Here is a 24,680-nt window from a genome sequence, read left to right on the forward strand (position 1 = left end):
AACTCACAAAATTTCCACCGTTCCCTGCTGACCATCAATTCGTACTCGCTGACCATCTTGTAATAACTGAGTGGCATTGTGGATGTCCATCACCGCTGGGATGCTATACTCGCGGGCAACAATCGCACCGTGAGAAAGACGCCCTCCCACTTCTGCAATTAACCCACCCACGCGAGACAGCAGCGCCGCCCAACCAGAATCCGTGTAAGGCACGACTAAAATAGTGTCGCGGTCAATATCTGGAATTGCTTGCAGACTGCGGAGAACTTTTACTTTCCCTTCTACTAGCCCTGGACTGGCACCAATGCCTTGCAATCGCTTTTGACTGACTTGCCGGTTGGCGGTGTTGAAATATGTAGAAGGTGGCGCATTACCGTAGATTAAAGGCGACGCACTCGCCATCTGACTATCTTGTTCCAGTTGCGATCGCCTTTGTTTCACCAACTGCGGTACTCGGTCGATTAATTGTTGGTCAGATTGTTGAATGATTTGCCTAATTTCATGAAATTCTAAGAAGAAAATATCTCCTGACTGAGATAGTAAACCTGAGTTCAACCAAAGCTTTTCTAACGCTACAAAATTCCAACGCACTTCTGCCAATAAGCGACTATAGATATCTGTAACCTTGCCCTTCAAATTGAGCCGCCGCTGCACGAAATCAACCTTCCATCCCTGCTTTTCTTTGGGTTCTCTGTGCCTATGTTCAGTTTCCCCGAAAAACTGCGTCAGCAATTCCCGAACCGCATGAGGATCTTCCTTCCAAGTAGGAACTGCGATATCGGTTCCCACATCGCTCAAGTATCCATAATGGTCAAGCCATCGATCGAACTGTTCTAGAATACTCTGCCCATCAGGCATTTCAGCCAGCAGGGTAAAGAAAGAGGATGAATTTTCAGGGAATGATGGCGAGTGAGGGAGTAAATTCCGCGCATCCAGCGCGATATCTTCGAGCGATCGCAATGAAGCAACTTCCGGAGTTTGGCTGTTATCTAATTGTGAATCCTTGACCTTGAATAACGCCTGCCGCAACGCAAAACTCAAGGGAGCCAGAATACTGTAATACGTTGCCCGTTTCAGCACTTCTAGCAAAGTATCTATCCGTTCCAGCAGCGCCGCAGGTTGACTTGTCGAGACAAGTTTTATCTCATCTGATTCTTGAGTTGAAGCATCCAGCCCCGTTTTTAAATAAGCAGATTGCCGTTCCAAGATGGGGGTAAATAAGCGCCGTTCATCTCGCGCAAAATCCTTTTCTAAACTCAACTCACGCCCCAATAATCGCAGTAACCCCGGCACATTCCGCAGCGTAGAAGCCAGAGGGGGTTTTGAGAACTTAGCACCTCTAGTTAAAAACTCCAAACTTTCCGGCGGTAAACCCATACGACGGAAAATTTGTCCCAACAAGGTTGCATTAAAGTAGGCGCGAGAAGCGTGTAGCGTCGCCGTTTCATTAAAATCTAACCCAGCGGCTTCTTTGCCTAAAACTAAAGTAAAAATCTCTCCCCAAACACCGCAAGTCAGAGGACGATTAATCGACCACGTCAGCGGACGAATTAACCCCGGAATCACCTCAGCGGCAATCTTGCGCGTCCAGATAGGTTGCAGAGTAGTAATTGTCCGCGATTGCAACAACCACAGGGTTTGCCCATCGTAACTCCATTCAACATCTTGGGGAATGCCGTGATACTGACTTTCCAATTGCCGCGCTAAGTAAGCGACTTGCTGAATCAACGCCGGAGGGACATCGCCGCTACCTTCCACGGGTAAAGACGCGACATCCTGCGCCTGGAGATCGTCCACAAACACCCGATATTGCTCTGGCGTCACTTGCCCGGATACAATTCGCGCTGCATCTCCCGGCAATGCCTCAATTACCACCGCATTACCTTGTTGGGCAATCGGATCTCGGCTAAAAGCAACGCCAGAGAAGACACCCCGGACTTGTGTTTGAATCAACACCGACATCGAAGCTTCTGGGAGATTGCGATCGCGCCGATAAGTTTTTGCCGCCGGGTTATCGTAAGAAGCCAGAACGCGAGTAATCGCCTCCTCCAACGCTTCTGCACTTGTAACATTCAAAATCGTTGCGTATTGTCCCGCCGCCGAAGACTGTTCCGAATCTTCCCCAACCGCAGAAGAACGCACCGCGAGGGGTTGTTGTTCGGAAGCTTGGAGAAACTCAATCATCACCCCTGGATCGTCTCCAGGCGTCAGCACCCAGCCCATCGGCACCGGATAACCCCAGCGTTTGAGCTGAGATAGCGTTGCGGCTTTTTGTCCGACCTTGCTGACTTCTAGCGCTTGATCGAGAGAAACAATCGCTTTATCACCTCGGAAAAAACGAAACACAGCTTTATTCCCAGTTTGAGCTTGTTCGGATGGAAGGTCTAAATCATCGGGGATTTTCTGATAAATCCAGGCGATGATCCCACTAAGAGCGATCGCGGCCACAACTTGCGCTGTTGAGTGATTGGGCAATAGCGCCATGAATACGGGCAACAAAATTAAAACCAAAATGCGCCCTTGCTTCCTCTCCCGCACCAGTGTAAAACTAACTCCCCCAATTACAAATACTAAGACTGCCACCAACGGAGCATGAACGACCATACCCCAAACAACATTGGTGGTGCCAGCACCCCGCCCCATCCAATAACGCCCCAGCACAAGCGCAATCAGCGCGATTAACTCCCATTCGGGGTTCGTCGGAAAGAAACTACGCGCCAATAAAACGGCAGCAATCCCCTTAGAAGCTTCCGACAGCACTGCCAAAATCCCCGCAAGCCTTCCCCCGTGGTAAAAAGCAGCAGAGACGGACACATTGCCCGTGCCGAGTCTTGCCAATTGCCGTCCGGTGAGGGCGCGAACAATCCAAGCAATGAGAGGCAATCCGCCCAAGAGAGGACAGACAATAAAAATGAGGAGAGCGCCCCAAACTTGAGTCAGAGTCATGGCTGGGAGTAGCAGTACTAACACATGAATTGTAGTAATGTTTCTCAACGCAAAGAGCAACAGAAGTTCACAAAGTTGTCGAAATGCCCATTTATGGCGTCTTTCCTTTGCGCTTACCTTTGCGTACCGTTGCGCTAAAAATCTAAATTTATGTCATCTTCCCGCATTGTCACCTACAGTCCCGCTTACACAGTCGTCCCCACCTACGAGTGTTTTAATCGCTGTAGTTACTGCAACTTTCGCACCGATCCCGGTAAAAGTCCTTGGCTCACCCTATCAGAGGCTGAGAGAGTCTTGCGATCGCTTGCTTCTCAAAACGTCTGCGAAATCCTCATCCTCAGCGGCGAAGTGCATCCCCATTCCTCACGCCGTCAGGCATGGTTTCAGCACATTTATGACCTTTGCGAACTAGCTCTATCAATGGGATTTCTCCCCCACACCAATGCAGGACCATTGAGTTTTGAGGAAATGCAAAAGCTGAAGGAGGTTAATGTTTCGATGGGGCTGATGTTAGAACAGCTAACGCCGCAGCTCTTACAAACCGTCCACAAACACGCTCCGAGTAAAGTACCAGAATTACGTTTGCAACAGTTAGAGTGGGCAGGAGAATTGCGGATTCCCTTTACAACCGGATTGCTCTTAGGAATTGGAGAAACCGAGCAAGATTGGTGGGAAACACTGGAAGCGATCGCGCTTCTCCACCAACGCTACAATCACATTCAAGAAGTCATCCTCCAACCCCACAGTCCCGGCACTCAACAAACCTTCGACGCCCCACCGTTTGACCCCCATCAATTACCCGCAGTCATCGCCAAAGCCCGTCACATTCTCCCCCCAGATATTACTATCCAAATCCCGCCCAATTTAGTTCCAGATTCGAGTTGGTTAATCGCCTGTGTAGAAGCTGGTGCGAGAGATTTAGGCGGAATTGGCCCAAAAGATGAAGTGAATCCTGATTATCCTCATCCTCAGTATCATCAATTAAAAGAAATTTTAGAACCTGCGGGCTGGGAATTAGTACCGCGACTGCCTGTTTATCCTCAGTACGATAACTGGTTATCGGATAGGTTACAAAGTGCCGTCAATCAATGGCAGGGTGCTACGTTATTAGAAGAGAGTATGAAATAGAAGCGATCGCGTCCTCTCCCACCCCCACAAGCGATCGCGCCCTCTATCAACGCAGGCATAACCTTTAAAATTTATCTTTATAATTATTTTACATAAAGAACGTTATAGAGTCGCAATCATAAAAAATATATAGTTATATGCAGTATTTAGTGGGTTTAGTAGTTTTTTCAAGTATTGGTTACTTTTTAATTGTAGATACAACTAATTTATTGAGAGAAATAAGAACAAGTAATAACCGTAATCAATTAATAGTAGATTTCGGTAGGCTTGTAATTTTGGGAGCAATGGCAGGAATTGGATATAAGGCTGCCTCAGAAACTTTTCAACGACCTAATGATTGGATAATATTTTTAGTCAAGGGTATAATCGGAGCTTTTTTAATACGTCTAGTTCGTGCAATTGCCTAGTTCTTTTGCTTTATCAGTAGATTGCTTAACAAAATAATGGTTAAATTAGCAAATAAGTTGTTTGGCACAAATAAACTTAACGGGTGGAACTGTTCATGGTTTATAGGAGGATTAAAAATTACAGCGAACAATCAATGATGAACGATTTTCAGAAGTTACATTTAGTTTTACCCCGTTACTTAGAAAGCATATAAAGTGCAATCGAAAGTTTTGATTTTCTAAGTTAAACTGATGGCAAACGAGTCACGGGTGAAAGGTAGATTAGTGTTGTGCAACGCAAAACGCTGTGCGTCGCATTCCCGCTCGCCGCAAAGTGCGATCGCTCCCATTCATCCCCTCGACGACTAACCGCATTTTTGTACAATAGATTCACTCATTCAGAAGCTAAGTTTCTAGAGTAAAAATACCTATGCGTAGATTAGGGCGCTACGAGCAAGCGATCGCTAGTATCGATCAAGCACTGGGAGTTGACTCCAGCGACCACAAAATCTGGTACAACCGAGGCGAAGCGCTAGCGAACTTAGGTCGCTATCAAGAAGCACTGGTCTGCTTCGAGCGAACTGTAGAAATTGCACCATCAGACCACGCTGCTTGGGTATTTCGAGGCGTTGTGCTAATTCACTTAAACCGCTATCAAGAAGCCCTCTCTAGCTGCGACAAGGCGCTAGAAATTGCACCAGAAGATAAAGAAGCTTGGACATTCCGAGGTGCAGCGCTGCATGGATTGGGACGGTATAAAGAAACTTACGCTAGCTACGACAAAGCTTTGGGAAACCCAAAGACACCACGATGGCGAAAACTTATTCAGAAATGGGTAATGGGTAATCGGTAATGGGTAATTGTCCATTCGTAATTGCCGCTTTCCAGAGTCCCTTTGCCCGCTCCTTTTCATCAGGGATGAAGTCGGTAAAATAGAGTTATCGAATTCAGGAGCCAGTTTACTGGCATAAAACCCCTATCGAGACTATCTACGGCAATCTTCAAGGTCTTAAGTCCAGCCAACTGAAGCAGCTACAGCGACTGTATCATCAGCGGCTACCGGGCGATTGTCTGACTACGCCAGAATTTGCCCAGAGGCTGGCAGCAATCAGCACCGAAATTAACCAGCCAATGTGCGCTTACATCAATCGCCGGGGACAGGTGATTCGGGTAGGAGTGGGAACCCCCAGGCAAACGCAGATTCCCCCTCTAGAATTGCCTCGCTACGGTGCAGAACGACTTAGCGGCATTCGCTGCATCGCCACCCAGTTGAAACCAGAAGCACCCAATGAAGCTGCCTTAACTGCAATGGCAATGCAACGTCTGGATGCGCTAGTGGTGATATCCCTCACTGGGACAGGTTTTGAGCGTCGTGGCGGTGGAGCTACAGGTTATATTAAAGAAACTTATATTGCTCACCTAGTTCCTCACCCCGAAACTCCCTGGAGTTTGTCGCCGCCGATGAGCCTAGATGTGTTGGCGAACCAGGACTTTCTGGAACTGGTCGATGGACTAGAAGCCGAGTTCCAACGGGAATTTGTTGCCCAACAAGTAGACATCGACCACGACCGGGTGCTGCTGGTCGGGTTGATGACGGGTGACAGGACGCCTCAGCAGTTCCAAGACGGATTGCAAGAATTAGCGCGGTTAGTGGATACGGCTGGCGGACAAGTATTGGAGACAATGCAGCAGAAGCGCCCCCGTCCCCATCCTCAGACAGTCGTGGGTGAAGGAAAAGTACAAGAAATTGCCCTCACCGCCCAGACTCTCGGAGTCAACCTAATCGTATTTGACCGCGACCTTTCACCCGCGCAAGTCCGCAACCTGGAAGTGCAAACTGGCATCCGGGTGGTAGACCGCACTGAAGTGATTTTGGATATCTTTGCCCAACGCGCCCAGTCCGGTGCTGGTAAGTTGCAGGTAGAACTGGCTCAGTTGGAATATATGCTGCCCCGCCTGACAGGTCGAGGTCAAGCGATGTCCCGACTAGGCGGCGGTATTGGCACTAGAGGGCCAGGGGAAACAAAATTGGAAACCGAACGCCGTGCGATCGCGCGCCGCATTGCCCGACTGCAACAGGAAGTGAACCAGCTGCAAGCACACCGTTCGCGGCTGCGACTTTCGCGCCAACATCAGGAAGTTCCTTCCCTCGCTTTAGTTGGCTATACCAATGCGGGAAAGTCTACCCTATTGAATGTACTAACGAATTCCGAAGTTTACACTGCTGACCAGCTATTTGCGACCCTCGACCCCACCACGCGACGCTTAACGATTCCTGACGCCGTGATGGCTCAACCCCTCCAGATTGTGCTGACAGATACGGTGGGATTTATTCACGAGTTGCCGCCTTCTTTGGTGGATGCCTTTCGCGCCACTTTAGAAGAAGTGACGGAAGCTGACGCGCTGCTTCATGTCGTGGATTTATCTCATCCGGCGTGGCAAAGTCAGATTCGTTCTGTGATGACTATCTTGTCGGAAATGCCTATAACACCCGGCCCAGTGCTGGTTGTGTTTAATAAAATCGACGAAGTTGATGGCGATACGTTGGTTCTGGCACAGGAAGAATTTCCGCAAGCGGTGTTTATTTCAGCGAGTCAGCGCCTTGGCTTAGAAACCTTGCGTCAGCGCATGAGTCAACTGGTTCAGTATGCAGTTGCACAGGAGTAGATCACTTAAAAATAACTTCTCCGAAAAGTGAAAACTTACGTAATTCTCCGTTAGCTCTGTTTTCTAGCGGAGAATTACATATTTTCTTTTTGAAGTTTTGATAAAGCAAGCCCCTATATTCTTAAAGAGTCAGTAAAAACCACTACCGTACTCTAGACACTATCTACCGAAATCACTTACACATATATTTACACACCATAAAAATGTCTACGGCTAGTTAGATAAATCAGGCAAAAATACAGGAAGTCAATATAATGGCAAAAATCCTCTCAAAACTAAATATCGGATTACCTGTTTTATCTGCTGTTGGTAGCCGTTCTGTTTCGATTTTCGCTTCGGTTGTAGTTGCCGCAGGAATTGCCACCGCATCTTCTACCTTCTCTCCTGCCAGCGCCTTCACAATCACTACAAAGACAGGAGCCGATAGTACAGCGGGGAATCCAGCCGGTCAACAACTGTACGATGTTGGTATTACTAAAAATGACATTGGTAATTCCTTTTTAGTTGACTGGTTCCTCGCCAGCGGTACTAAAAACACGGATGGTAAAAGCACTCCGGTAGATTTAAGCGCCACAGGTATCTTTAAGGTGCTTGATTTTACTCAAAATTTGCTATCTTTGGAAGTCAAAATTACTAATACAACATCTGCTAATTTTCAGGCAGCGATACTCAGTACTGGGTTTAGCGTAACTCCTGATGCGACTTCTGTGTCATTGATTAAACCAGGAAGCATTTTTGACAATGCTGAGGTTCAAAAGGCTGAGGTTCAAACTGTTAAGCCCAATAAATCTGGTAAGTCTGGTAAGCCGCCTGATAATTCTAGTAATCAGCAGTTTCCTGGGGGCTTTAAAGACATTGATGTTTGCATCTACGCAGCAAATGGTTGCAATGGTGGCGATGTTAAAGATGGTCTGCAATCAGGCGGTAAGTCTGATACGATTAAGGTCAACATTACCGGAAATTTTGGCGTAAATTACGCTGCTACTTTAGATTCTTTTCCCATCAAGTTTCAAACTCAGAATGGAAGTTACGAGCTAGCTGGCAAGCCCAAGCCTAAGCCACCAAAGCCTGTGCCTGAGCCTGGTACAGCAGTAGCTTTAGGATTGGTTGCTGCTGGTGCTGCTAGAGCGTTAAAGCGGAAAAATGTAGTGCAGCCATAATTCGCTTTTTGTTGAAGATTGAGGATTCCTTAATCTTCATATATACACTCGGAACCTCACCCCAACCCCTCTCCGTTCACGGAGAGGGGAGAATATTGAACCCAGTGGTGTTTACGGGAGGGCAGGGATAGGGTTAAACCGTACTCTATTCAATAGAGAATGGCTATAAATGGAAATTTAATCCCCACTCCTGCAAGCTATTAATCCCCGCGGCATAGGTCAGGTTGTATTGCAAAGGTGTCACGGTGATGTAATTTTTGCGAATCGCCTGAACATCCGTTTCTATATGACTGGGTAACAGGGGATTTTCTGGTTGTTCTACCTCCTCCAAAGCCTCACCTGCTAACCAATAATAAGTTTTGCCACGAGGATCTACTCGCTTTTGAAAGATATCAAAATAGCGACGAATTCCTTGGCGAGTCAGAGCAACACCAGCAATCTCTTCCCACTTCACAGGCGGCACATTGACGTTGAGCAACATTGCCTCTGGTAGCGGCTGCTTCGATAACTGAGAAAGCAGAATTGTGGCAAACCGGGCAGCGGGTTGAAATTCCCTTAAAGTGTAACTGGTCAGGCTAAAAGCAATGCTGGGAATTCCTTCAATCACGCCTTCCATCGCCGCTGAAACTGTGCCGGAGTAGAGAATATCGGTGCCGAGATTAGAACCGTGGTTAATGCCAGAAAGGACAAAATCCGGAGGGGCATCGAGCAAAGCACCTAGCGCCAGTTTCACGCAGTCGGAGGGGGTTCCTGAACAAGACCAAGCTTTAACTGTGGGATGAAAAATCGAGTCAACGACTTCGGCGCGAATGGGGTCGTGGAGGGTAAGACCGTGACCAGTGGCTGACCGTTCTCGGTCGGGACAAACTACGGTGACATCGTGACCGGCTTCTGCGAGAGCATTGGCGAGGGTGCGAATGCCCAGAGCGAAGATGCCATCATCGTTGCTGATTAGCAATTTCATCAATTCAATCAAGGGGTGCTATCGAGGAGTTCACTCTATTGTGGATGAATTTGCATCGCAGTCTGTAGCAGCTTGTGGCAGATGGATGAGTCAAAATCGCGCTAAACTCAAGCTTACTGCCACTAAAAATGAACCTCTCTAAAATGACCACGATGCTCAACGAGCTTGAGGCTCAATTAGCCGCGCTCAAACAGGAAGCAACTCAAGCGATCGCTGCCGCCGATACCCTGGAACGCCTAGAGGAACTCAGAGTTGGCTATCTGGGCAAGAAAGGGCAGCTCTCGAAGGTACTAGGGGGTTTAGGCAAATTAGACGCAAGCGATCGCCCCCGCATTGGCGCTTTAGCAAATGAAGTCAAAGAAGCGCTACAACAAGACTTGGATCGCAAGCGGACAAACTTACAGGAAGCACAGATCCAAGCAAAGCTGGAGTCAGAAACCCTGGATGTCACGATGCCGGGAGTTTATCGTCCCCTCGGTCGCAAGCACCCCCTCAACAGCACGATCGACCGGGTTGTAGATATCTTCGTCGGACTCGGCTACACGGTCGCCAACGGCCCGGAAATGGAGACAGACTACTACAACTTTGAAGCGCTGAACACTCCCGCCGACCACCCCGCCCGCGATATGCAGGATACTTTTTACCTGCCGGATGGTAATCTGCTGCGGACTCATACTTCTTCGGTGCAGATTCGCTACATGGAAGAAAATGAGCCACCGATTCGGATTGTTGCACCCGGACGCTGTTACCGTCGGGATACCGTCGATGCGACCCATTCGGCAGTCTTCCATCAGATCGAAATTTTGGCAGTAGATGAAGGACTGACTTTCACTGACCTCAAGGGCACGATTAAAGTGTTTTTGGAGGAGATGTTCGGCGCAGAGTTGCCAATTCGCTTCCGGACGAGTTATTTCCCCTTCACTGAGCCTTCTGCGGAAGTGGATGTGCAGTGGCAAGGGCGTTGGCTAGAAGTGATGGGCTGCGGGATGGTCGATCCCAATGTTCTTAAGAAAGTAGGTTACGACCCAGAAGTTTATACTGGCTTTGCTGCTGGCTTTGGTGCTGAGCGCTTTGCGATGGTACTGCATCAAATTGATGATGTGCGCCGGATGTACAGCAGTGATTTGCGCTTTTTACGGCAGTTTTAAGTAGGGGGAACCTCACCCCCAACCCCCTCTCCGCCTGCGGAGAGCAGGGTGGTTTCATACAGCGGTAGAAAAATCAGAATACTTTTTAGAGGATGCCAGAAAACGGATAGCTAAAAAGTATGAATCTGATCGGACAATTGCAGCAAGTCCCAGACTACCGTCACCTTCGGGGAAGAAGACATGAATTATGGTTGGTATTGTTGCTGATATTATTGGGAGCAATGACCGGGTATTGGGGCTACCGACCACTGGAAGACTTTACCCGTGTTCACAGACACAGCTTGATAGAACTTTTAGACCTGGATATGACTATCAAGTTTCCGTCGTATTCAACATTCCGACGAGTACTCAAAACAGTAGATTTTCAGCCATTGACCGACTTATTCAATACTTGGGCAGCAAATTTCGTGCCAGCGATGCCTGGAGAACGGCTGGCAATTGACGGAAAAGGCATCCGCTGCACGGTTACGGATTACACTCAGTCGTACCAAAACTTTATCAGTACAGTATCGGTTTACAGCCACCAACGAGGGATTGTTCTAAGAACCCAACCGATGTCCAACAAGCTGATTAGTGAGGTAGCTATCGTACAGCAATTAATCTCTGAACTTGGCGCTGGTGAGGTTGTGTTCACTCTTGATGCTTTACACTGCCAAAAAAAACAGTCTCGCTCATTGCCAACGGTGGCAATGACTACCTGATTGGATTAAAAGAAAACCAACCTACACTATACAAAATGGCTCAAAGCCAATCACAACGGGATATCCCACTCAGTAGCGCTACGACGGTGGAGTATGTTCATTCTCGACAAGTGCAACGCGAGTGCAAGGTTTTCCCTGTCCCTCAACAATTACACCAAAAATGGGCTGGAATCAAAACCTTTGTAGTTATTGAACGACAGGGCAAACGTGATGGTCAACCTTTTCATGAGCGTCAATTTTACATTAGCAGTCAGATGATATCTGCGGCACAGTTGCTTGCCGACACAGTTGGACATTGGGGAATTGAAAACCGACTGCATTGGGTTAAAGACGTTACTTTCTCGGAAGATTTTCCACTCCGACGTGGTGGTAATGCTCCGGTTAATTGGGCGATTTTACACACCTTTTTCATCACGATTGCCCGATATCTCGGTTTCCGAACTATTCCACAGGCACAACGGGCTTTAGCCAACCAACTCCACCAAGTTTTTTCTTTTCTTGTATGAAACCACCCTGCTCCCCGCTCTTCTTGGAGGGTTTCAATATTCTATTCTCCCCTCTCCGTGGAGGTCGAGGGGCTGGGGGTTGAGGTTCCGAGGGATTTTAGCTCCGAATGCTCCGCTGACGCGCCGCTTCGCGAACAGGAGATTGGCAAGCCGAATCGTTGAACGAAGAATATCCGCCCTATCAGTGCGGAGAATGTTATTTCAGAGACAAATCTTCTTGAGCGATCGCGGCACCAGCGGTCCACGGTTTCTTATTGTATTCAAAAGCGCCAATATCTGGTTGCTTCCCTACAAATCCATTGGTGTAAGGAGAAGCGATCGCACCTTTATCTACAGCCGCAGAAGTAGCAGTGAGTTGATAGTCGTGGTTGCTTCTATTTACAAACTGTACATCGGGAACAGTGATTTGACCCGCCGCATCTTTTTCCATGACAATATTGTTTTCCACTGTCATCCCCCCTGCGGACTGGGTATCTTTAAATTCTTTAGCAATATTATTTTTGAGGATAGTGCCTTTCATATTAGATCGAGACGGTTCCCACCAAATCTCTCCATCTACAGTGTTGTTATACACTTGCCTATTTGTATTTAAACAGGGAGTGCCGTGACTGTTAATCGCAATCCCATGCTTGGGAATATTCCACAGAACATTGTGATGCACTACATAGTTAGAACTGTTGCCGTCTAAATAAATTCCCATGCTGCCAAAATAATGCAAACTGGGGTTGTATTCTGCTTGACTATCGTGAATTTTGTTATAGGCAATCTCAGTCCCTTTGCCATCGTGTCCCCATGCCTGCACCGTACCTCCGTCGCTATTTTGCCGCCCCATATTAAATGCTTCGTTGTACATCACCTTGCCCTGCGTCAATTCATTGATGTTGATCGCGCCCGGAGTTCCTAAATCAAATAAGGTGTTGTACATAATTGCATTGACTGCGCCTTTAATATGGATGGCGCTGCTAGTGCCGGAGTAATTTGTATCGTGGATAATAGAATTAGTAATTTTACTCGAATTGCCTTCAATTCTAATTCCCGCTCCTGCCGCATACCTAATTTCGCTATTTTTTACTTCGTTATTATTTCCTCCCAATAAAATAGCTGGCGCTCCTTGGTCGTACCAAAGATGGGGAATCACTGCGAAATTAGAACCATACAAAAGCTTGACTTTATTAATTAAAATATTTGAACTATTATTTGAGTGGATGCCTGCCGCGAAAATATTGATATTTTCTATGCTTATATTAGATTTATTATTAATCTCAAATGCCCATTGCCTTTTTTTGACTTCTACACGGTTGCTTGCAGGATTGCTTCCATCTATCGTCCATAAATATAAATTTCCCGAAGCATCTCTAAACCATTCTTTTGGTGCATCCAAAGCTTCATATTTACCCCAAATATAGTAGTAATTACCCGCTTTTGGAGCATAGCCTAGAGAGTTTGCATAATATTGATAGTCGCTAAAATTAATAGTTTTAGGGGTGTGACTGGTAATCGTGCTGGTATGGGGTGCCCAATTTGGACCAGGAACGTGATTGACTTTGGCGTTATTCCAAAAACTAGTAGGAAAGTCACTTAAAGCTTCATCTAAAATTGTGCCGCTGACTCGTGAATTGTCAGCAGCATTTGGGTTGCTAATTGAACCACCATCAGCGATCGCTTTGTCTTTACTGGTAATTTGTGCTGGGTTTTTGTTAATATTAGGCCATCTAGCCTCGACCATCATTTCATCATTTACAAAAACCTGGTTATTCCCTTCACCTAAATCCCAGTTCATTGTTGCTTTGTAGACTTTTCCACTGGGGTGATTGTGCAGAGTCCAATTAGAAACCGGATCTGCACCGCTAATTGTTACTTGTTCGTTTTGATAAGCTTTAAAAATAATGGGTTTTCCCGCAGTTCCAGAATTAGCGGGGATAACAGTTTCTCGATAAATCCCGCCTTGAATCAAACAGGTATATCCAGCCGTCGCTACACTGGCACACTTTTGGATATTTTGAAAGGGTTTAGACAAAGTTCCTGAATTAGAATCTGCGCCAGAGGGCGATACATAGTAAACTTTTGAGTCTTGTGCAGAAGCTGAACCAGGTAAATTGACTTTGCTACTTATCAAAACTAGGCAGACTACTGTAACAAAAATTGAAAATAACTTCCCAGTAATACAAAAGTTTTTATTTAAATAATTCATCGTGGAAATACCATTTATTGTTTAATAATTCAAGTATTTTTAGCCGAAAATTGATACAATTTTCGGCTAAAAACTTAGGTCAAAAGCCAGAAAAAAGCAAACTGAACCAATCTCCTTTCTCCCGATAATCGCCTACTAAAAGTGCTTAAATAAACGATTCAGAATAGAGCCTAGTATGCGGTACATCATAGCCCTCTGGAGCTTTACTGAAATCCGTAAAAATTCGGACGATCAAAAAACTTCAGCGTCTCCGGAACGAGAATTTACTGAAGGGTTTTTCTCACTCATTGAAAGTTGGTGGACACGGTAGCGAAGCGGTGTTGCTCTTAGAAAATCGCTCTATTGCAATCATTAGCGAATTGTTAGCGTTGAGGGTAAGGGCGGGTGATAACTGCCTGTACAGCACGTCAGCTGTCAACAGGGACATTTTCAACCCGCCCACGGAAGTCGGCTCTCCCTAAGCTAAAACCTTACTTAGAGGTTCGTCTCCCTACAAGGTTGCAGCTACCCGTTGAGTTTACTTAAAGGGTTCCAGCTGATCAGCACGTAACCAGACATTTGGTGCTGGCACCTGACCAAATTTGACGAGTGCGTAGTCACCCCGCAATTGTACAACTTCACCCTTGGTTTCAAATATGTAGGAAGGGAAGCGCGAGTCGCTAGCTTGAGCTTCCACACTGTTTTCTAATTTTTCTCGCACAGCACGAACCAAATCGCCACTTTTGACTGCCATATTTTTGTTCTGCCCTTGTGTCTAGTTCATCACTATTTTAGTTTCTATGAGGGCGGAAAAATCATCTGAAAGCAAATTTACTTAGAGGATGCCTGAAAAAGTCCTAATTGAGACGCTTAGATGGTGGAGATCCCCCTTGAAAAGAAGGAATTTGAGCTGAATTATCCCCTTTCTAAGGCGGGATAAACAGATAATATCAACTTTTGATACTTTTCAAACATCGTCTAAACGCTCGCTCTTTCAAAGCCAGTTCACGAACGCGGACGTCTATTTGCTCTTTGCGGCTTGTGGTTCAATAACACCCCGAAGCTAGTTTCGTAAATCATTGAGAATTTTTGCACTAATCGAAATAAAATGAGCTAAGTTAATAAATATACTAATACTAAATATAGAAGTACATTTGGTTTGCAAGATTAAAAGTTTTTCTAACTAATTATTTTATTTTAAACTGAACCAAGTTATCTTGGATTATCTCAGTAATCAATAACACTCAAACAGGCAATTAGCAGCTAGTCGCCAGGAAAGGAGTAACTCGGTGAATAAGCCATTAAAACTGAAGTCCCGCATTTTGCTAGGATATTCTGTTCCAATTTTATTGGCAATGGGCGTGGCTGGAGTGGTGCATTACAACATTCACAAAGTCGCTAAAGTTGCGGAAGAGGTCAAATCCATACAAAACAATATTATACAAATAGATGAAATGATTCTTGGAATATCCGTAATGGTACGGAATACTAGAGGTCATGTGGTTTTCCCCAAGGAGAAAAGCTACGAGAAAACCTACGAAGAAGGAATTAAGTTATTTCGAGAAGCATCTAGATTTTTAGAGGGAGAGATTCAAGACCCTCAGCAACGAGAAAATTTGACTAAAATTATTGAGGCGGGTCAGAAAATTGATGAGGCGTCTAGAAAGATATTCAACTTGCTCGATAGCGGTAAGATTGCCGAGGCTGTTGAGTTAACGAAGTCTATACGAATGCTGGGAATTAATGACTGGCGTGAGGATATGCTTAAACAAGCAAATTATCAGTTAGCGGCACAAGCTAAACAACAAGATACTGCGATGTACTGGCTCACGATTGTAGTTTGGCTCGGTGCCGGATTATCCGCAATATTTGCTTTGGGAATTGGTTCGTTAATCGCTTCGCGCATCAGCCAGCAGATTAATGAGATCGTCGATGCGATCGCGCACTCTTCCAGAGCGATCGCTAGCACCGTTGAACAGCAAGAACGCATCGCTGTCTCTCAAGCCAGTTCGGTGAATCAAACCACGACAACGATGGATGAGTTGGGGACTTCTTCCCTGCAATCGGCGCAACAAGCCGCAGCAGCCTCTGCGGGAGCGCGTCAGGCTCTGATATTAGCAGAAGGGGGAACCGAAGCCGTGCAGCAAACTCTGGGAGGGATGGCGACGCTCAGCGAGAAGGTAGAAGCGATCGCAGCTCAAATTCTGCAATTGAACGAACAAACTCATCAAATTAGCAACATTACAAACTTGGTAAGCGATCTCGCGAACCAGACAAATATGCTAGCGCTGAATGCTGCTGTAGAGGCGGTTCGGGCTGGAGAACATGGTAAGGGATTTGCGGTGGTGGCGGGGGAAATTCGGAAACTCGCCGATCAAAGCAAGAAGTCAGCGCAAGAAATCAACACCCTCGTCGTTGACATCCAACGCGCGATTAATTCAACCGTAAAAGTGACAGCGGAGGGCACGAAGACGGTGGAAGCCGGGGTACAGTTCTCTCATCAAACTGCGGACGCCTTTACGGGGATGACGAACGCCATCAACCATGTAGTTACAAACAGCCAACAAATTGCCTTGAGTGCCCAACAACAAGCGATCGCGATTCAACAAGTCGTTGATGCCATGAACGTCCTCAACCAGGGAGCAAAAGAAACGGCGAGTGGGATCGGGCAAACCAAAGCGGGCACCCAAAACCTCAACGAAGCAGCCCTAAACCTGAAGTCAATTGTCTAGCTAATTGATAACTCCCTCGCCCCGGCACCCCTACCCAGCCACATTTTCTAGCCCTGACACTGGGGACAAAAATGAGCGGAGCGTCCCGCTAATCTAATGCGCTCAATCGGTGCGCTACAGACTCGACAGGGGGCACCCGTGCGGTTATAAACCCAGGCGACGCCGCCATAGTTGCCATTAACGCCCTGCACGTTGAGAAAGTTACTAAAAGTCGTTCCCCCAGCCTCAATACTGGCTTGCAAAACTTGAATAATTGCCCCTCTCAAACGCTCAATTCGAGCTAATTTCAGATCCGCGCAAAGAGTTTTAGGTGGCACACCACTGAGAAACAACGCTTCATCGGCATAGATATTGCCGACTCCAGCCACCAGCGATTGATCCAGCAAGGCAGTTTTGATGGGACGGCGGCGATTTTGCAGTGCCAGCGCCAGGTACTCCACGGAAAACGCTGTGGAAAAGGGATCGGGACCTAAAACCTGTAAACCAGTGATGATGCTTTCTGGCGGTGTTCCTGGCGGTACCCACCACATCTTGCCAAAGGTTCGCTGGTCAACAAAGCGCAACTCCTTCTCACTGGTAAAGAACAGCCGCACTCGCGTATGTTTCTGGAGTGATTCCTGCGGATCAATCCACAGCAGCTGACCCGTCATCCGCAGGTGAACGCCCAACCAAGCAGATGAGGAGAGTTCTGCCAGCAGGTATTTACCACGCCGGTGCCACTGAGTAATAACTGAACCGGCAAGCCCAGCCAAAAAATCTACAGAGGAAAGGGGGTGGGCAATTGTGCGTTCAAGCAACACATCGCCACCCCATATTTCCTGATTCAGAGTCAATTTATTTAGACCCCGGCGAACTGTTTCAACTTCAGGCAGTTCTGGCACAACTTAACGTGAGTCAGTTCCCTGATTGGGAGAGCCTTGTACAACTGAGCTACCTTCTCCAGACTCTGGTGCAGCGCTGGCCTTCCCATCAAGAACTCGGTTGCCCTGACCTGTTCTGCGAGTCCGCTCGTCGATGGTGGTTTGTTTGCCACCGGAAGCGGCAGTAGTGGGTTTCTTCCCTGCTGCCTTGGGTGCTTCAACCTCTACCACTTCGTTCATGGCAAAGTTGTTGGTATTAACGCCAGCGTAGTTGACATTATTGAAACGGACAATCACTGGGTATTTGATGCCGCTCTGGTCTATGGAAGCAACAGTCCCAGTATCCTGAAACCAGAAAGATTCTTTGCGGAGAATCTGAACTTTTGAACCACGTTGAACCATAAGTGTTTTTTCCCTTACGTCATTAAGGTACAGCGTACTACTCGATCGGGAGCTGCTGAGCCTCCCAGTCTTTAAGTTTTATTACTGTTCGATCCAACGCAGTCGGACGAAGTGAGCGGGACGACCCCAGATGTCAGGCGTTGCCGAAATGTCTTCTATCGCCAAATTAAAGGGAATGGAGGTTGTAATGTATTGTTGGGCAAGACCGCCCAGATCGGGCGTTAATTGGGCAGCAGCGGTGGTAGCGATGCCTAAACCCAAAAGTTGCTCGATGGGGCCACGAGGCAGGACGAGATGGATACCCAAGGCGAGTCCGGCGGTGACAAGCATCCCGACTGACAAATTCGTGCCGCAACGCGGATGCACGGCGAGGTTCCATTCTCCACGGGTAATGCGCCGGAGGGCAGTGCGAACAGCACGATGCAAATCAGCGCTGTTGACTTGACCGTAGAGGTAAAATCCTTGGTCGGTGGAAAGACCTCCTAGAGTGTTGTTATCTAGTTGCCTGGAGGTTGATACACCCCTGGCGTTCGGGGAGTTACAGGTGTCGCTCAAGACCCAAACCGTGGCGTGTTCTAAGGCATGAACCTGACGCAGCATCAGGATTTCCTTTAGCCCAGGAACAAAGTTCAGGGTCCTGAGGAGATCGGCATCTTGTGTCGGTTGAGGAGCTGGGGAGTCAAAGCTCCAGTCAAAGCTCCAGAAGTTGCCAGTCTGAGAAGAAGCAGAAGCAGTAGTCATAGAGTAGAACTACTCCAAAAGCAGATAGATTAACTGGGATGTTTTTCAACTTTAGCGTTTACGCCTTTGAGCCGTTGCAAATTTTTGTGAGATTGCCACTCGTACTACTCGCGCTCAAAAGCCGGTCACGTTGGGATTTTGTCGGTTGAGTTGTTGAAAGGCTACTCCAGCAAGGTAGATTGATGAGCAGGCTGCTGAATGGGAATTTCGATTGCGAATTCTGTTCCTTTTCCTGGCTCTGAAAAGCATTGCAAGCTTCCACCGTGCTTCTCAACGACAATTTGATAGCTGATGGCTAATCCCAGCCCGGTTTCTCTTTCCACATTTTTAGTGGTGAAAAAAGAATTAAAAATGCGTGACTTTACTTCGGAAGCGATACCCGGCCCATTATCGATAATCCGAATCGCTACTTTATCAGCAACTAGGGGCACCACTGTGCCGTGTGCGTCCTGTTGATTATTTGTTTGATTGTCAGTTGTGTGTTCGCTGACCGCCGAACCCTGAGTGCTGACAATTGAGGTTTGGATGACGATCCGGCTGGGATGGTTTCGGATTTCATCAGGCGATCGCTCTTTGTCATAATCATTCAAGGCATCAATCGCATTGCTGAGAATGTTCAAAAACACCTGATTGAGTTGTCCGGCATAACACTCTACCGGGGGTAAATTCCCATACTCTTTGAGGATCTGAATTCCCGAATGTTCTGTCTTGGCTTTCAGTCGATGCTGCAATATTAGTAAGGTACTCTCAATTCCTTCATGAATATTGACCGGCTTCATCGCTGATTCATCTAAGCGCGAGAAGTTACGCAAACTCGAAACAATCTGACAAATTCTGTCAGCGCCTACTTTCATGGAAGACAACATTCTGGGCAAGTCTTCAATTAGAAAATTTAGATCGATTTCTTCTGCTTGTTCCTGAATCCTTAAAGACGGCTGAGGATATTCTTGCTGATAAACTACCAACAAATCCAATAAAGCTTGAGTATATTCATCTAAGTAAGTGAGGTTGCCGTAGATGAAATTAACTGGGTTGTTGATGGCGTGAACAACACCGGCAACCAGTTGACCTAAACTCGCCATTTTTTCAGATTGAATGAGCCGAGCTTGAGTATTTTGCAGTTGTGTTAAGGCTTCAGTCAGTTGTCGAGATTTCTCGCTGAGCATTTCGACTTGTGCTTCTACTTGGGCGTGCAACCGAGCCTGTTTGATAAAGTTAATATAAGCTTTGGAGTGATAGCGGATACGAGCGATTAGCTCAATTTTGTCTGGCAGCTTTATCAAGTAGTCATTCACATCCAGAGCAAAGGCTTCCGCTTTGACTGCTGGGTCTTCTTTCGCTGAAAGCACAATAATCGGGACATCTCGCGTTGCGGCATTAGCCCGAAAAAAACGCACCAACAGCAACCCATTAATTTCGGGCATTACTAAATCTTGTAAAATGACTGTTGGAGCAACTTCTGTCGCCATTTGAATTGCTTGAGTCGGCTCACTACAATAGTGAAAAATGATATCTTCTTCAGTGGCAAGCATCCGACGTATTGCTACACCGACCAGAGCTTGATCGTCAACGAGTAAGACGGTTAATGGCTGTTCCACAGAAGAAGCTGATTCTGTTTCCTTAAGCATTGCGAGCATTCATCAACAAGAACATTTCACTTTTCTAGGAAAAATTTCCCTAGTTACGTTGAAATTTGGTTTACCATGATTTATTTAGTTAGATTTATCAAGTAAAATTATTTTTATGATAAGTGATTTTTAATCAATATTCCGATTGTAAAAAATCGTCCGCGATCGCGATTGTTTTTTCGGACTTATGCCTAAAGCAATCGTCAGTGTTAAGTTGGAACGTAATCGCAGATACAAGAACTTCTAGAGCATCGGTTTATTTATCACAAACGAAGCGTAAAGTTACCGAGTCAGCCAAATTTAGAAGGGTTGCAGAAGACTCGCGGTTAATCATGTCTCTACAGCAGGTCAACCCCTGCTATTTAACTTTAATTTAGATGCGTCCATCAATTGGGAGCCGCTGGTGTGGGTGAGGCGGGGGCTTCAGGGCTGTTTAGAGGTGCCGAACGACTGGTGGGTAAGGATAATTCGACACTGGGTCCACGATCGTAAATTTCAATGTCCCACTGCCCGGAACGATTGGATTCAAAGGCAATAAATCGACCGTTCCCGCTAATGGTGGGACGGCGGACTTCACCGAGAATATTGTCGGTAATGACCTCAGATTGCAGGCTTTGGCGGTCATAAACGAAAACATCTGGTTTGCCCCGTTCCTCGGAGATGTAGACGATGTAACGACCATCAGCACTGATATCTGGCTGTTCGTGGATGACACCCGCTTGGTTGAGTCCGGGGAGAGGGATAAGGCGACGACGCTGAACGTCGTAGAGATAGACGCCGCGACGGGCTTGGCGATTTGAGGTAAAGACTAGGTAGCGACCATCGTAAGAAAAGCGGGGTTCTTGTTCGGCGGCTAAGCTGTTGAGGGAGGCTCCCAGCAGTTGCGGAGGTGGAGTGAGCAAGCCGCGATCGCGACATCCACTCAAGGCGGCAAATAAACCAACTGCTAAAACTGGCAGATAACGTTTGTGTTTAGTCATTTGTCATTAGTTTTTCGGAATAGATATTAAATAACTTCAGTCTGGTCGGGGAAGTACGTCAAAAGGGCGGAGATTCCCCCCGCCCTTTCGATGTGGCGTTTGATGTTACGACCACCCAACCAAAGTACTGAATGTAGCGTTGGGTAACGCGATCGCTTAACCCAATCTACGAGGTGAAGGGATGTAGGTTATTGAATCCGCGACCCTGATTGATTCGTTTGCTAGCGAATTAGCCATTGACAAATTGAAAAGCAATTGACAATTCGCCATGAATTCGCTAATCTCACAATTCACAATAATTGACTGACCAACAACCCATAACCAACAACCCATGACCAATGACTAATGACGATTGTCTTTTTTCGCAGGGTTTCCCGGTTGCTCGCTTAGGAAATCACTTCATCCGCCGGTGTTGGCAAGGTACAGCAGTTGACTTCATTGATACAAACTTTGCCCCATTGCAAAGCCCAGCGTAGCAGCGCCACCCGATTGTCAGTCTTGGTTTTGGTCAATACATTGCTGATGTGGTTATCCACGGTTCGTTTGCTGATTTCCAGCTTTTGGGCGATGTCATGATTCGTTAAGCCAGCAGCAACTAGCTCAATGATTTGCAGTTCTCGCTCGGAGAGTGTCGCGGGGGTATAAGTCTCGCTACCAGCCATAAGTATTTTTTCCTTAGTTATATCTACTTACTATCTCTTTAATTTTAGAAGATCCTTTGGGGGTAAGCCCGTTCGTGACTGGGATTGAGACAATATCTCCCACCTCAAAAAGGCTGGGATCATCTTGAGCTTCTGTGAATATCCGGATCTAGGGGGTAGAGGCTCTGGTAGGCTGAGTTCATGTTGACAAGGAGTGCAGTTGTGACCCATCCCCGCGTTCTCTGCCTCGGAGAGATTTTGTTTGATTGTCTAGCCGATCAACTGGGGCGATCGCTTGAAGATGTCGAATCTTGGACGCCTTATCCGGGCGGCGCACCCGCAAATGTGGCGTGTGCTTTGGTCAAGTTGGGAACCCCTTCTGGATTTATCGGCTGTGTAGGTAAGGATCAGCCGGGAGATCAGTTGGTGCAGTTGTTGCAGGAAGTGGGTGTGGATAGTACGGGCGTGCAGCGCCATGACACCGCACCGACGCGGCAAGTTTATGTAGTGCGATCGCTATCGGGCGAACGAGAATTTGCCGCATTTGGCGTTAGCGCTACTTCTGCAAAAGAAACTCGTGACACGACAGAATTTGCCGATACGCACCTACAAGCGTCTGCATTGCCAGAAGCTTTGTTTGAAAACGCTGATTTTCTCGTCCTGGGAAGTCTGGAGTTAGCTTATCCTGATGCGCGAGCGGCAATTACGAAAGCCCTGGAACTAGCAGATCGGTACAATGTCAAAATTGTGCTAGATGTGAATCGGCGCGATATGTTCTGGCCCGATCCCAGCGATTCCAAGCCGATGATTCAGGAACTGATCAAGCACGTCGATTTCTTAAAAATCACTGACGAAGAAGCTGAATGGTTATTTGAAACCACTGATGCTGGCGCGATCGCTTACCGTCTGGATTCAGTAGAGGGCGTTTTAGTTACAGCCGGTGAAAAAGGTTGTGCTTACTGTTTGGGCGGGAATGAAGACAAGGTGCCAGCTTTTTCCGTCAAGGTGGTCGATACCACGGGTGCGGGGGATGGGTTCCTTGCCGGGTTCATCGATCAGTTGTGCAAGCATGGTATTCAACATCTCGCTGATGCCGAAATGGCAAAGCAGGTAGTGACTTATGCAAATGCGGTGGGCGGAATCACCGCAATGAAGCCGGGAGCGATCGCTGCACAGCCAACGGCGGCTGAAGTGGAAGACTTCCTCAAAACGGTAAAGGTTGAAGGTTGAAAGAATCTTTGATGCACGAGTCTGAATCGCTCTTGAGCTTGATTGGTGAGCGCATTGCCAACAGTCCCAACCAGCGGATTACCTTTGCTCAGTATATGGAGTGGGTGCTGTACGAGCCGGACTACGGCTACTATGCCACCAACGCTGTCAACATTGGGCCAGAAGGTGATTTTTTTACCGCTCCCAATCTGGGTGCCGACTTTGGCGAACTGCTGGCTGAGCAATTTGTCCAAATGTGGGATATTTTGGGACGTCCGGCGCAATTTACGCTTGTGGAAATGGGGGCGGGGCAAGGACTCTTAGCAGCAGATATTCTGCTGCATTTACACCAGCATCATCCAGCATTCTTTCATGTCTTAGAGTACCTGATCGTTGAAAAGGCAGCGGGGCTAATTTCTCAACAGCAGCAGGTGTTGCAGAAATTAGCTCCAATATTTGCCCCAGGATTCGCCCAAACGCAAGGTGCTACACCCGTTAGGTGGTGTTCTCTGGAGGAGATACCCAGTGCTTCTATCACCGGCTGCTTTTTTTCTAACGAGTTGGTGGATGCATTGCCGGTGCATCAGTTTGCGATCGCGCAAGGGAAGCTTCAAGAAATCTATGTCACCATGCCGGATGGAACCCATTTTGAGGAAGTAATCGGCGAACTTTCTACGCCTCAACTGACTGAGTATTTTGATTTAGTGGGGCTTGAGTTGCCATCTGCTGCCTATGCAGATGGCTATCGCAGCGAGATTAATCTAGCGGCTGGTGCTTGGCTGAGTACAGTTGCCGATAAGCTGAAGCGCGGATATTTGTTGACGATTGACTACGGCTACCCAGCAGCTCGATATTACAATCCCCAGCGGAGTCAGGGGACGCTTCAGTGTTATTACCAGCATCGGCACCATAACGATCCTTACGTGCAGATTGGGCAACAGGATATCACCGCTCATGTGGATTTTACCGCTTTGGAGCGTTGGGGCGATCGATGCGGCTTGGCATGGGTGGGTTTTACGAAACAGGCGTTGTTTCTGATGGCGCTGGGATTGGGCGATCGCATTGCTGCCCTTTCCCATAGCGATCGTCCGATTGCCGAGCAGCAAAGCATTATGGATGTACTGCGCCGTCGTGACGCCCTACACCAGCTCATCGATCCAACCGGATTGGGGGGTTTTGGCGTACTCGTGCAGTGCAAAGGGCTAAGCGAGGAAGAGAGAAAGCTAAAGCTCAAAGGTTTGACGATGCCATAAAACAATTAAAAATTTGCTTTTTCATTTTTAATTGTTTCAGCAACTTCAATTAAATTTTCAATTTTCTTGATATTCGGATCGCCTGCTAAATAACCAATCCCGCGATGCAAATGCAGGCGAAATTGAGTCGCCAAAGTCTCCCGATCGGTTCCTAATCTATCGTTATGGCAGCGCTGTTTTAAGGCAATTAACAGAATATCAGACAATTCTCCCCCAAAGACGCGCCAAGTCATTTCGACATTACTATCTGCTGGAATTGGCACCGGGGAAGGGATTGTTGGCTCTGCCAGAGAGCGACAAAATGCCCAGCGGCAAAGAATATTCCACTGATCGATTTTGGTGTTGCGCTTGAGCTTACTTAGCTGATCTTTGGCTGTTTGAGACAGGCGAATTCGGTCAATCGGTGGTTCCATCAGTCTTTAAATAAAGCCTTAAACGATAAAACGTGAGGCTTACTC

Annotated in this window: 20 protein-coding genes and 1 pseudogene; 10 read left to right on the plus strand and 11 right to left on the minus strand. The window is 47.1% G+C overall.

Features of this window, described 5'->3' with window-relative positions; translation table 11 throughout:
- Positions 1–3: 3 nt before the first annotated feature.
- Positions 4–2,946 carry a glycerol-3-phosphate acyltransferase gene (locus NDA06_RS00120; RefSeq protein ID WP_190985276.1) on the minus strand — a complete coding sequence of 981 codons (2,943 nt, stop codon included), beginning with the start codon at positions 2,944–2,946 and terminating at the stop codon, positions 4–6.
- Positions 2,947–3,096: 150 nt separating this feature from the next.
- Between NDA06_RS00120 and cofG the strand changes: the two genes are divergently transcribed.
- The 5 genes from cofG (at position 3,097) to NDA06_RS00145 (ending at position 8,287) form a co-directional block, all read left to right on the plus strand.
- Positions 3,097–4,074, plus strand: coding sequence for a 7,8-didemethyl-8-hydroxy-5-deazariboflavin synthase subunit CofG (cofG, locus tag NDA06_RS00125; RefSeq protein WP_190985277.1), 978 nt, complete (start codon positions 3,097–3,099; stop codon positions 4,072–4,074).
- A 137-nt stretch (positions 4,075–4,211) separates the two neighbouring features.
- Entirely contained in the window at positions 4,212–4,481 is a 270-nt protein-coding gene (locus tag NDA06_RS00130; RefSeq protein WP_190985278.1) for a hypothetical protein, read from the plus strand.
- 409 nt (positions 4,482–4,890) lie between these two features.
- On the plus strand, positions 4,891–5,313 hold the full coding sequence (locus tag NDA06_RS00135; RefSeq protein ID WP_190985279.1) for a tetratricopeptide repeat protein: 423 nt from the start codon (positions 4,891–4,893) through the stop codon (positions 5,311–5,313).
- Between the two features lie 125 nt (positions 5,314–5,438).
- Complete coding sequence (gene hflX, locus NDA06_RS00140) at positions 5,439–7,127, plus strand: GTPase HflX (protein WP_190985283.1); 1,689 nt, start codon at positions 5,439–5,441, stop codon at positions 7,125–7,127.
- 254 nt (positions 7,128–7,381) lie between these two features.
- Positions 7,382–8,287 carry a cistern family PEP-CTERM protein gene (locus tag NDA06_RS00145; RefSeq protein WP_190430161.1) on the plus strand — a complete coding sequence of 302 codons (906 nt, stop codon included), beginning with the start codon at positions 7,382–7,384 and terminating at the stop codon, positions 8,285–8,287.
- A gap of 163 nt (positions 8,288–8,450) precedes the next feature.
- Here the strand turns inward: NDA06_RS00145 and surE are convergent, their stop codons facing one another.
- On the minus strand, positions 8,451–9,251 hold the full coding sequence (gene surE, locus NDA06_RS00150) for a 5'/3'-nucleotidase SurE (protein WP_190415809.1): 801 nt from the start codon (positions 9,249–9,251) through the stop codon (positions 8,451–8,453).
- Positions 9,252–9,403: 152 nt separating this feature from the next.
- On the opposite strand from surE, the gene pheS reads away from it, so the two are divergent.
- Together pheS and NDA06_RS00160 are read left to right on the plus strand one after the other, a co-directional pair.
- The gene (pheS, locus tag NDA06_RS00155) at positions 9,404–10,399 is read left to right on the plus strand and encodes a phenylalanine--tRNA ligase subunit alpha (protein WP_190415893.1); all 996 of its coding nucleotides are present in this window, start codon (positions 9,404–9,406) and stop codon (positions 10,397–10,399) included.
- Positions 10,400–10,518: 119 nt separating this feature from the next.
- A pseudogene (locus NDA06_RS00160) lies at positions 10,519–11,606 on the plus strand (ISAs1 family transposase).
- Positions 11,607–11,802: 196 nt separating this feature from the next.
- Here NDA06_RS00160 and NDA06_RS00165 read toward each other — a convergent pair.
- Both NDA06_RS00165 and NDA06_RS00170 read right to left on the minus strand, forming a co-directional pair.
- Positions 11,803–13,623, minus strand: a complete 1,821-nt coding sequence (locus NDA06_RS00165) for a right-handed parallel beta-helix repeat-containing protein (protein WP_190986459.1) — start codon at positions 13,621–13,623, stop codon at positions 11,803–11,805.
- Between the two features lie 691 nt (positions 13,624–14,314).
- On the minus strand, positions 14,315–14,530 hold the full coding sequence (locus NDA06_RS00170; protein ID WP_190411028.1) for an NAD(P)H-quinone oxidoreductase subunit O: 216 nt from the start codon (positions 14,528–14,530) through the stop codon (positions 14,315–14,317).
- A gap of 535 nt (positions 14,531–15,065) precedes the next feature.
- Between NDA06_RS00170 and NDA06_RS00175 the strand changes: the two genes are divergently transcribed.
- Positions 15,066–16,508 (plus strand): methyl-accepting chemotaxis protein, encoded by a 1,443-nt coding sequence (locus NDA06_RS00175; RefSeq protein WP_347277043.1) that lies wholly within the window; start codon positions 15,066–15,068, stop codon positions 16,506–16,508.
- A gap of 47 nt (positions 16,509–16,555) precedes the next feature.
- Here the strand turns inward: NDA06_RS00175 and NDA06_RS00180 are convergent, their stop codons facing one another.
- From NDA06_RS00180 to NDA06_RS00205, 6 genes are all read right to left on the minus strand, one after another.
- The gene (locus tag NDA06_RS00180; RefSeq protein ID WP_190986460.1) at positions 16,556–17,389 is read right to left on the minus strand and encodes a DNA-formamidopyrimidine glycosylase; all 834 of its coding nucleotides are present in this window, start codon (positions 17,387–17,389) and stop codon (positions 16,556–16,558) included.
- 3 nt (positions 17,390–17,392) lie between these two features.
- On the minus strand, positions 17,393–17,770 hold the full coding sequence (locus tag NDA06_RS00185) for a photosystem I reaction center subunit IV (RefSeq protein WP_190411026.1): 378 nt from the start codon (positions 17,768–17,770) through the stop codon (positions 17,393–17,395).
- Between the two features lie 81 nt (positions 17,771–17,851).
- Positions 17,852–18,511 (minus strand): DUF6391 domain-containing protein, encoded by a 660-nt coding sequence (locus NDA06_RS00190; RefSeq protein WP_190411025.1) that lies wholly within the window; start codon positions 18,509–18,511, stop codon positions 17,852–17,854.
- A 161-nt stretch (positions 18,512–18,672) separates the two neighbouring features.
- Entirely contained in the window at positions 18,673–20,139 is a 1,467-nt protein-coding gene (locus NDA06_RS00195; protein WP_190986461.1) for an ATP-binding protein, read from the minus strand.
- A 386-nt stretch (positions 20,140–20,525) separates the two neighbouring features.
- Positions 20,526–21,119, minus strand: a complete 594-nt coding sequence (locus NDA06_RS00200) for a PD40 domain-containing protein (protein WP_190986462.1) — start codon at positions 21,117–21,119, stop codon at positions 20,526–20,528.
- A gap of 386 nt (positions 21,120–21,505) precedes the next feature.
- On the minus strand, positions 21,506–21,781 hold the full coding sequence (locus NDA06_RS00205; RefSeq protein WP_190411022.1) for a LuxR C-terminal-related transcriptional regulator: 276 nt from the start codon (positions 21,779–21,781) through the stop codon (positions 21,506–21,508).
- Between the two features lie 201 nt (positions 21,782–21,982).
- Between NDA06_RS00205 and NDA06_RS00210 the strand changes: the two genes are divergently transcribed.
- Together NDA06_RS00210 and NDA06_RS00215 are read left to right on the plus strand one after the other, a co-directional pair.
- Positions 21,983–22,990, plus strand: a complete 1,008-nt coding sequence (locus NDA06_RS00210) for a PfkB family carbohydrate kinase (protein ID WP_190986463.1) — start codon at positions 21,983–21,985, stop codon at positions 22,988–22,990.
- A gap of 11 nt (positions 22,991–23,001) precedes the next feature.
- Positions 23,002–24,222: a class I SAM-dependent methyltransferase gene (locus NDA06_RS00215; protein WP_190986464.1), complete on the plus strand. Its 1,221-nt coding sequence runs from the start codon at positions 23,002–23,004 to the stop codon at positions 24,220–24,222.
- A 5-nt stretch (positions 24,223–24,227) separates the two neighbouring features.
- Here the strand turns inward: NDA06_RS00215 and dndE are convergent, their stop codons facing one another.
- The gene (dndE, locus tag NDA06_RS00220; protein ID WP_190428657.1) at positions 24,228–24,635 is read right to left on the minus strand and encodes a DNA sulfur modification protein DndE; all 408 of its coding nucleotides are present in this window, start codon (positions 24,633–24,635) and stop codon (positions 24,228–24,230) included.
- Positions 24,636–24,680 lie beyond the last annotated feature (45 nt).

The organism is Trichocoleus sp. ST-U1, from assembly GCF_039961835.1.
Lineage (GTDB): Bacteria > Cyanobacteriota > Cyanobacteriia > Cyanobacteriales > FACHB-T130 > FACHB-T130.

Bases quoted from the DNA above. Each gene is read 5' to 3' on its own strand.
- NDA06_RS00200 (WP_190986462.1), bottom strand. From the start codon at position 21,119: ATGACTAAACACAAACGTTATCTGCCAGTTTTAGCAGTTGGTTTATTT.
- NDA06_RS00195 (WP_190986461.1), bottom strand. From the start codon at position 20,139: ATGCTTAAGGAAACAGAATCAGCTTCTTCTGTGGAACAGCCATTAACC.
- NDA06_RS00170 (WP_190411028.1), bottom strand. From the start codon at position 14,530: ATGGCAGTCAAAAGTGGCGATTTGGTTCGTGCTGTGCGAGAAAAATTA.
- NDA06_RS00145 (WP_190430161.1), top strand. From the start codon at position 7,382: ATGGCAAAAATCCTCTCAAAACTAAATATCGGATTACCTGTTTTATCT.
- dndE (WP_190428657.1), bottom strand. From the start codon at position 24,635: ATGGAACCACCGATTGACCGAATTCGCCTGTCTCAAACAGCCAAAGAT.
- NDA06_RS00130 (WP_190985278.1), top strand. From the start codon at position 4,212: ATGCAGTATTTAGTGGGTTTAGTAGTTTTTTCAAGTATTGGTTACTTT.
- NDA06_RS00135 (WP_190985279.1), top strand. From the start codon at position 4,891: ATGCGTAGATTAGGGCGCTACGAGCAAGCGATCGCTAGTATCGATCAA.
- NDA06_RS00120 (WP_190985276.1), bottom strand. From the start codon at position 2,946: ATGACTCTGACTCAAGTTTGGGGCGCTCTCCTCATTTTTATTGTCTGT.
- cofG (WP_190985277.1), top strand. From the start codon at position 3,097: ATGTCATCTTCCCGCATTGTCACCTACAGTCCCGCTTACACAGTCGTC.
- NDA06_RS00185 (WP_190411026.1), bottom strand. From the start codon at position 17,770: ATGGTTCAACGTGGTTCAAAAGTTCAGATTCTCCGCAAAGAATCTTTC.
- NDA06_RS00190 (WP_190411025.1), bottom strand. From the start codon at position 18,511: ATGACTACTGCTTCTGCTTCTTCTCAGACTGGCAACTTCTGGAGCTTT.
- NDA06_RS00205 (WP_190411022.1), bottom strand. From the start codon at position 21,781: ATGGCTGGTAGCGAGACTTATACCCCCGCGACACTCTCCGAGCGAGAA.
- pheS (WP_190415893.1), top strand. From the start codon at position 9,404: ATGCTCAACGAGCTTGAGGCTCAATTAGCCGCGCTCAAACAGGAAGCA.
- surE (WP_190415809.1), bottom strand. From the start codon at position 9,251: ATGAAATTGCTAATCAGCAACGATGATGGCATCTTCGCTCTGGGCATT.
- NDA06_RS00215 (WP_190986464.1), top strand. From the start codon at position 23,002: ATGCACGAGTCTGAATCGCTCTTGAGCTTGATTGGTGAGCGCATTGCC.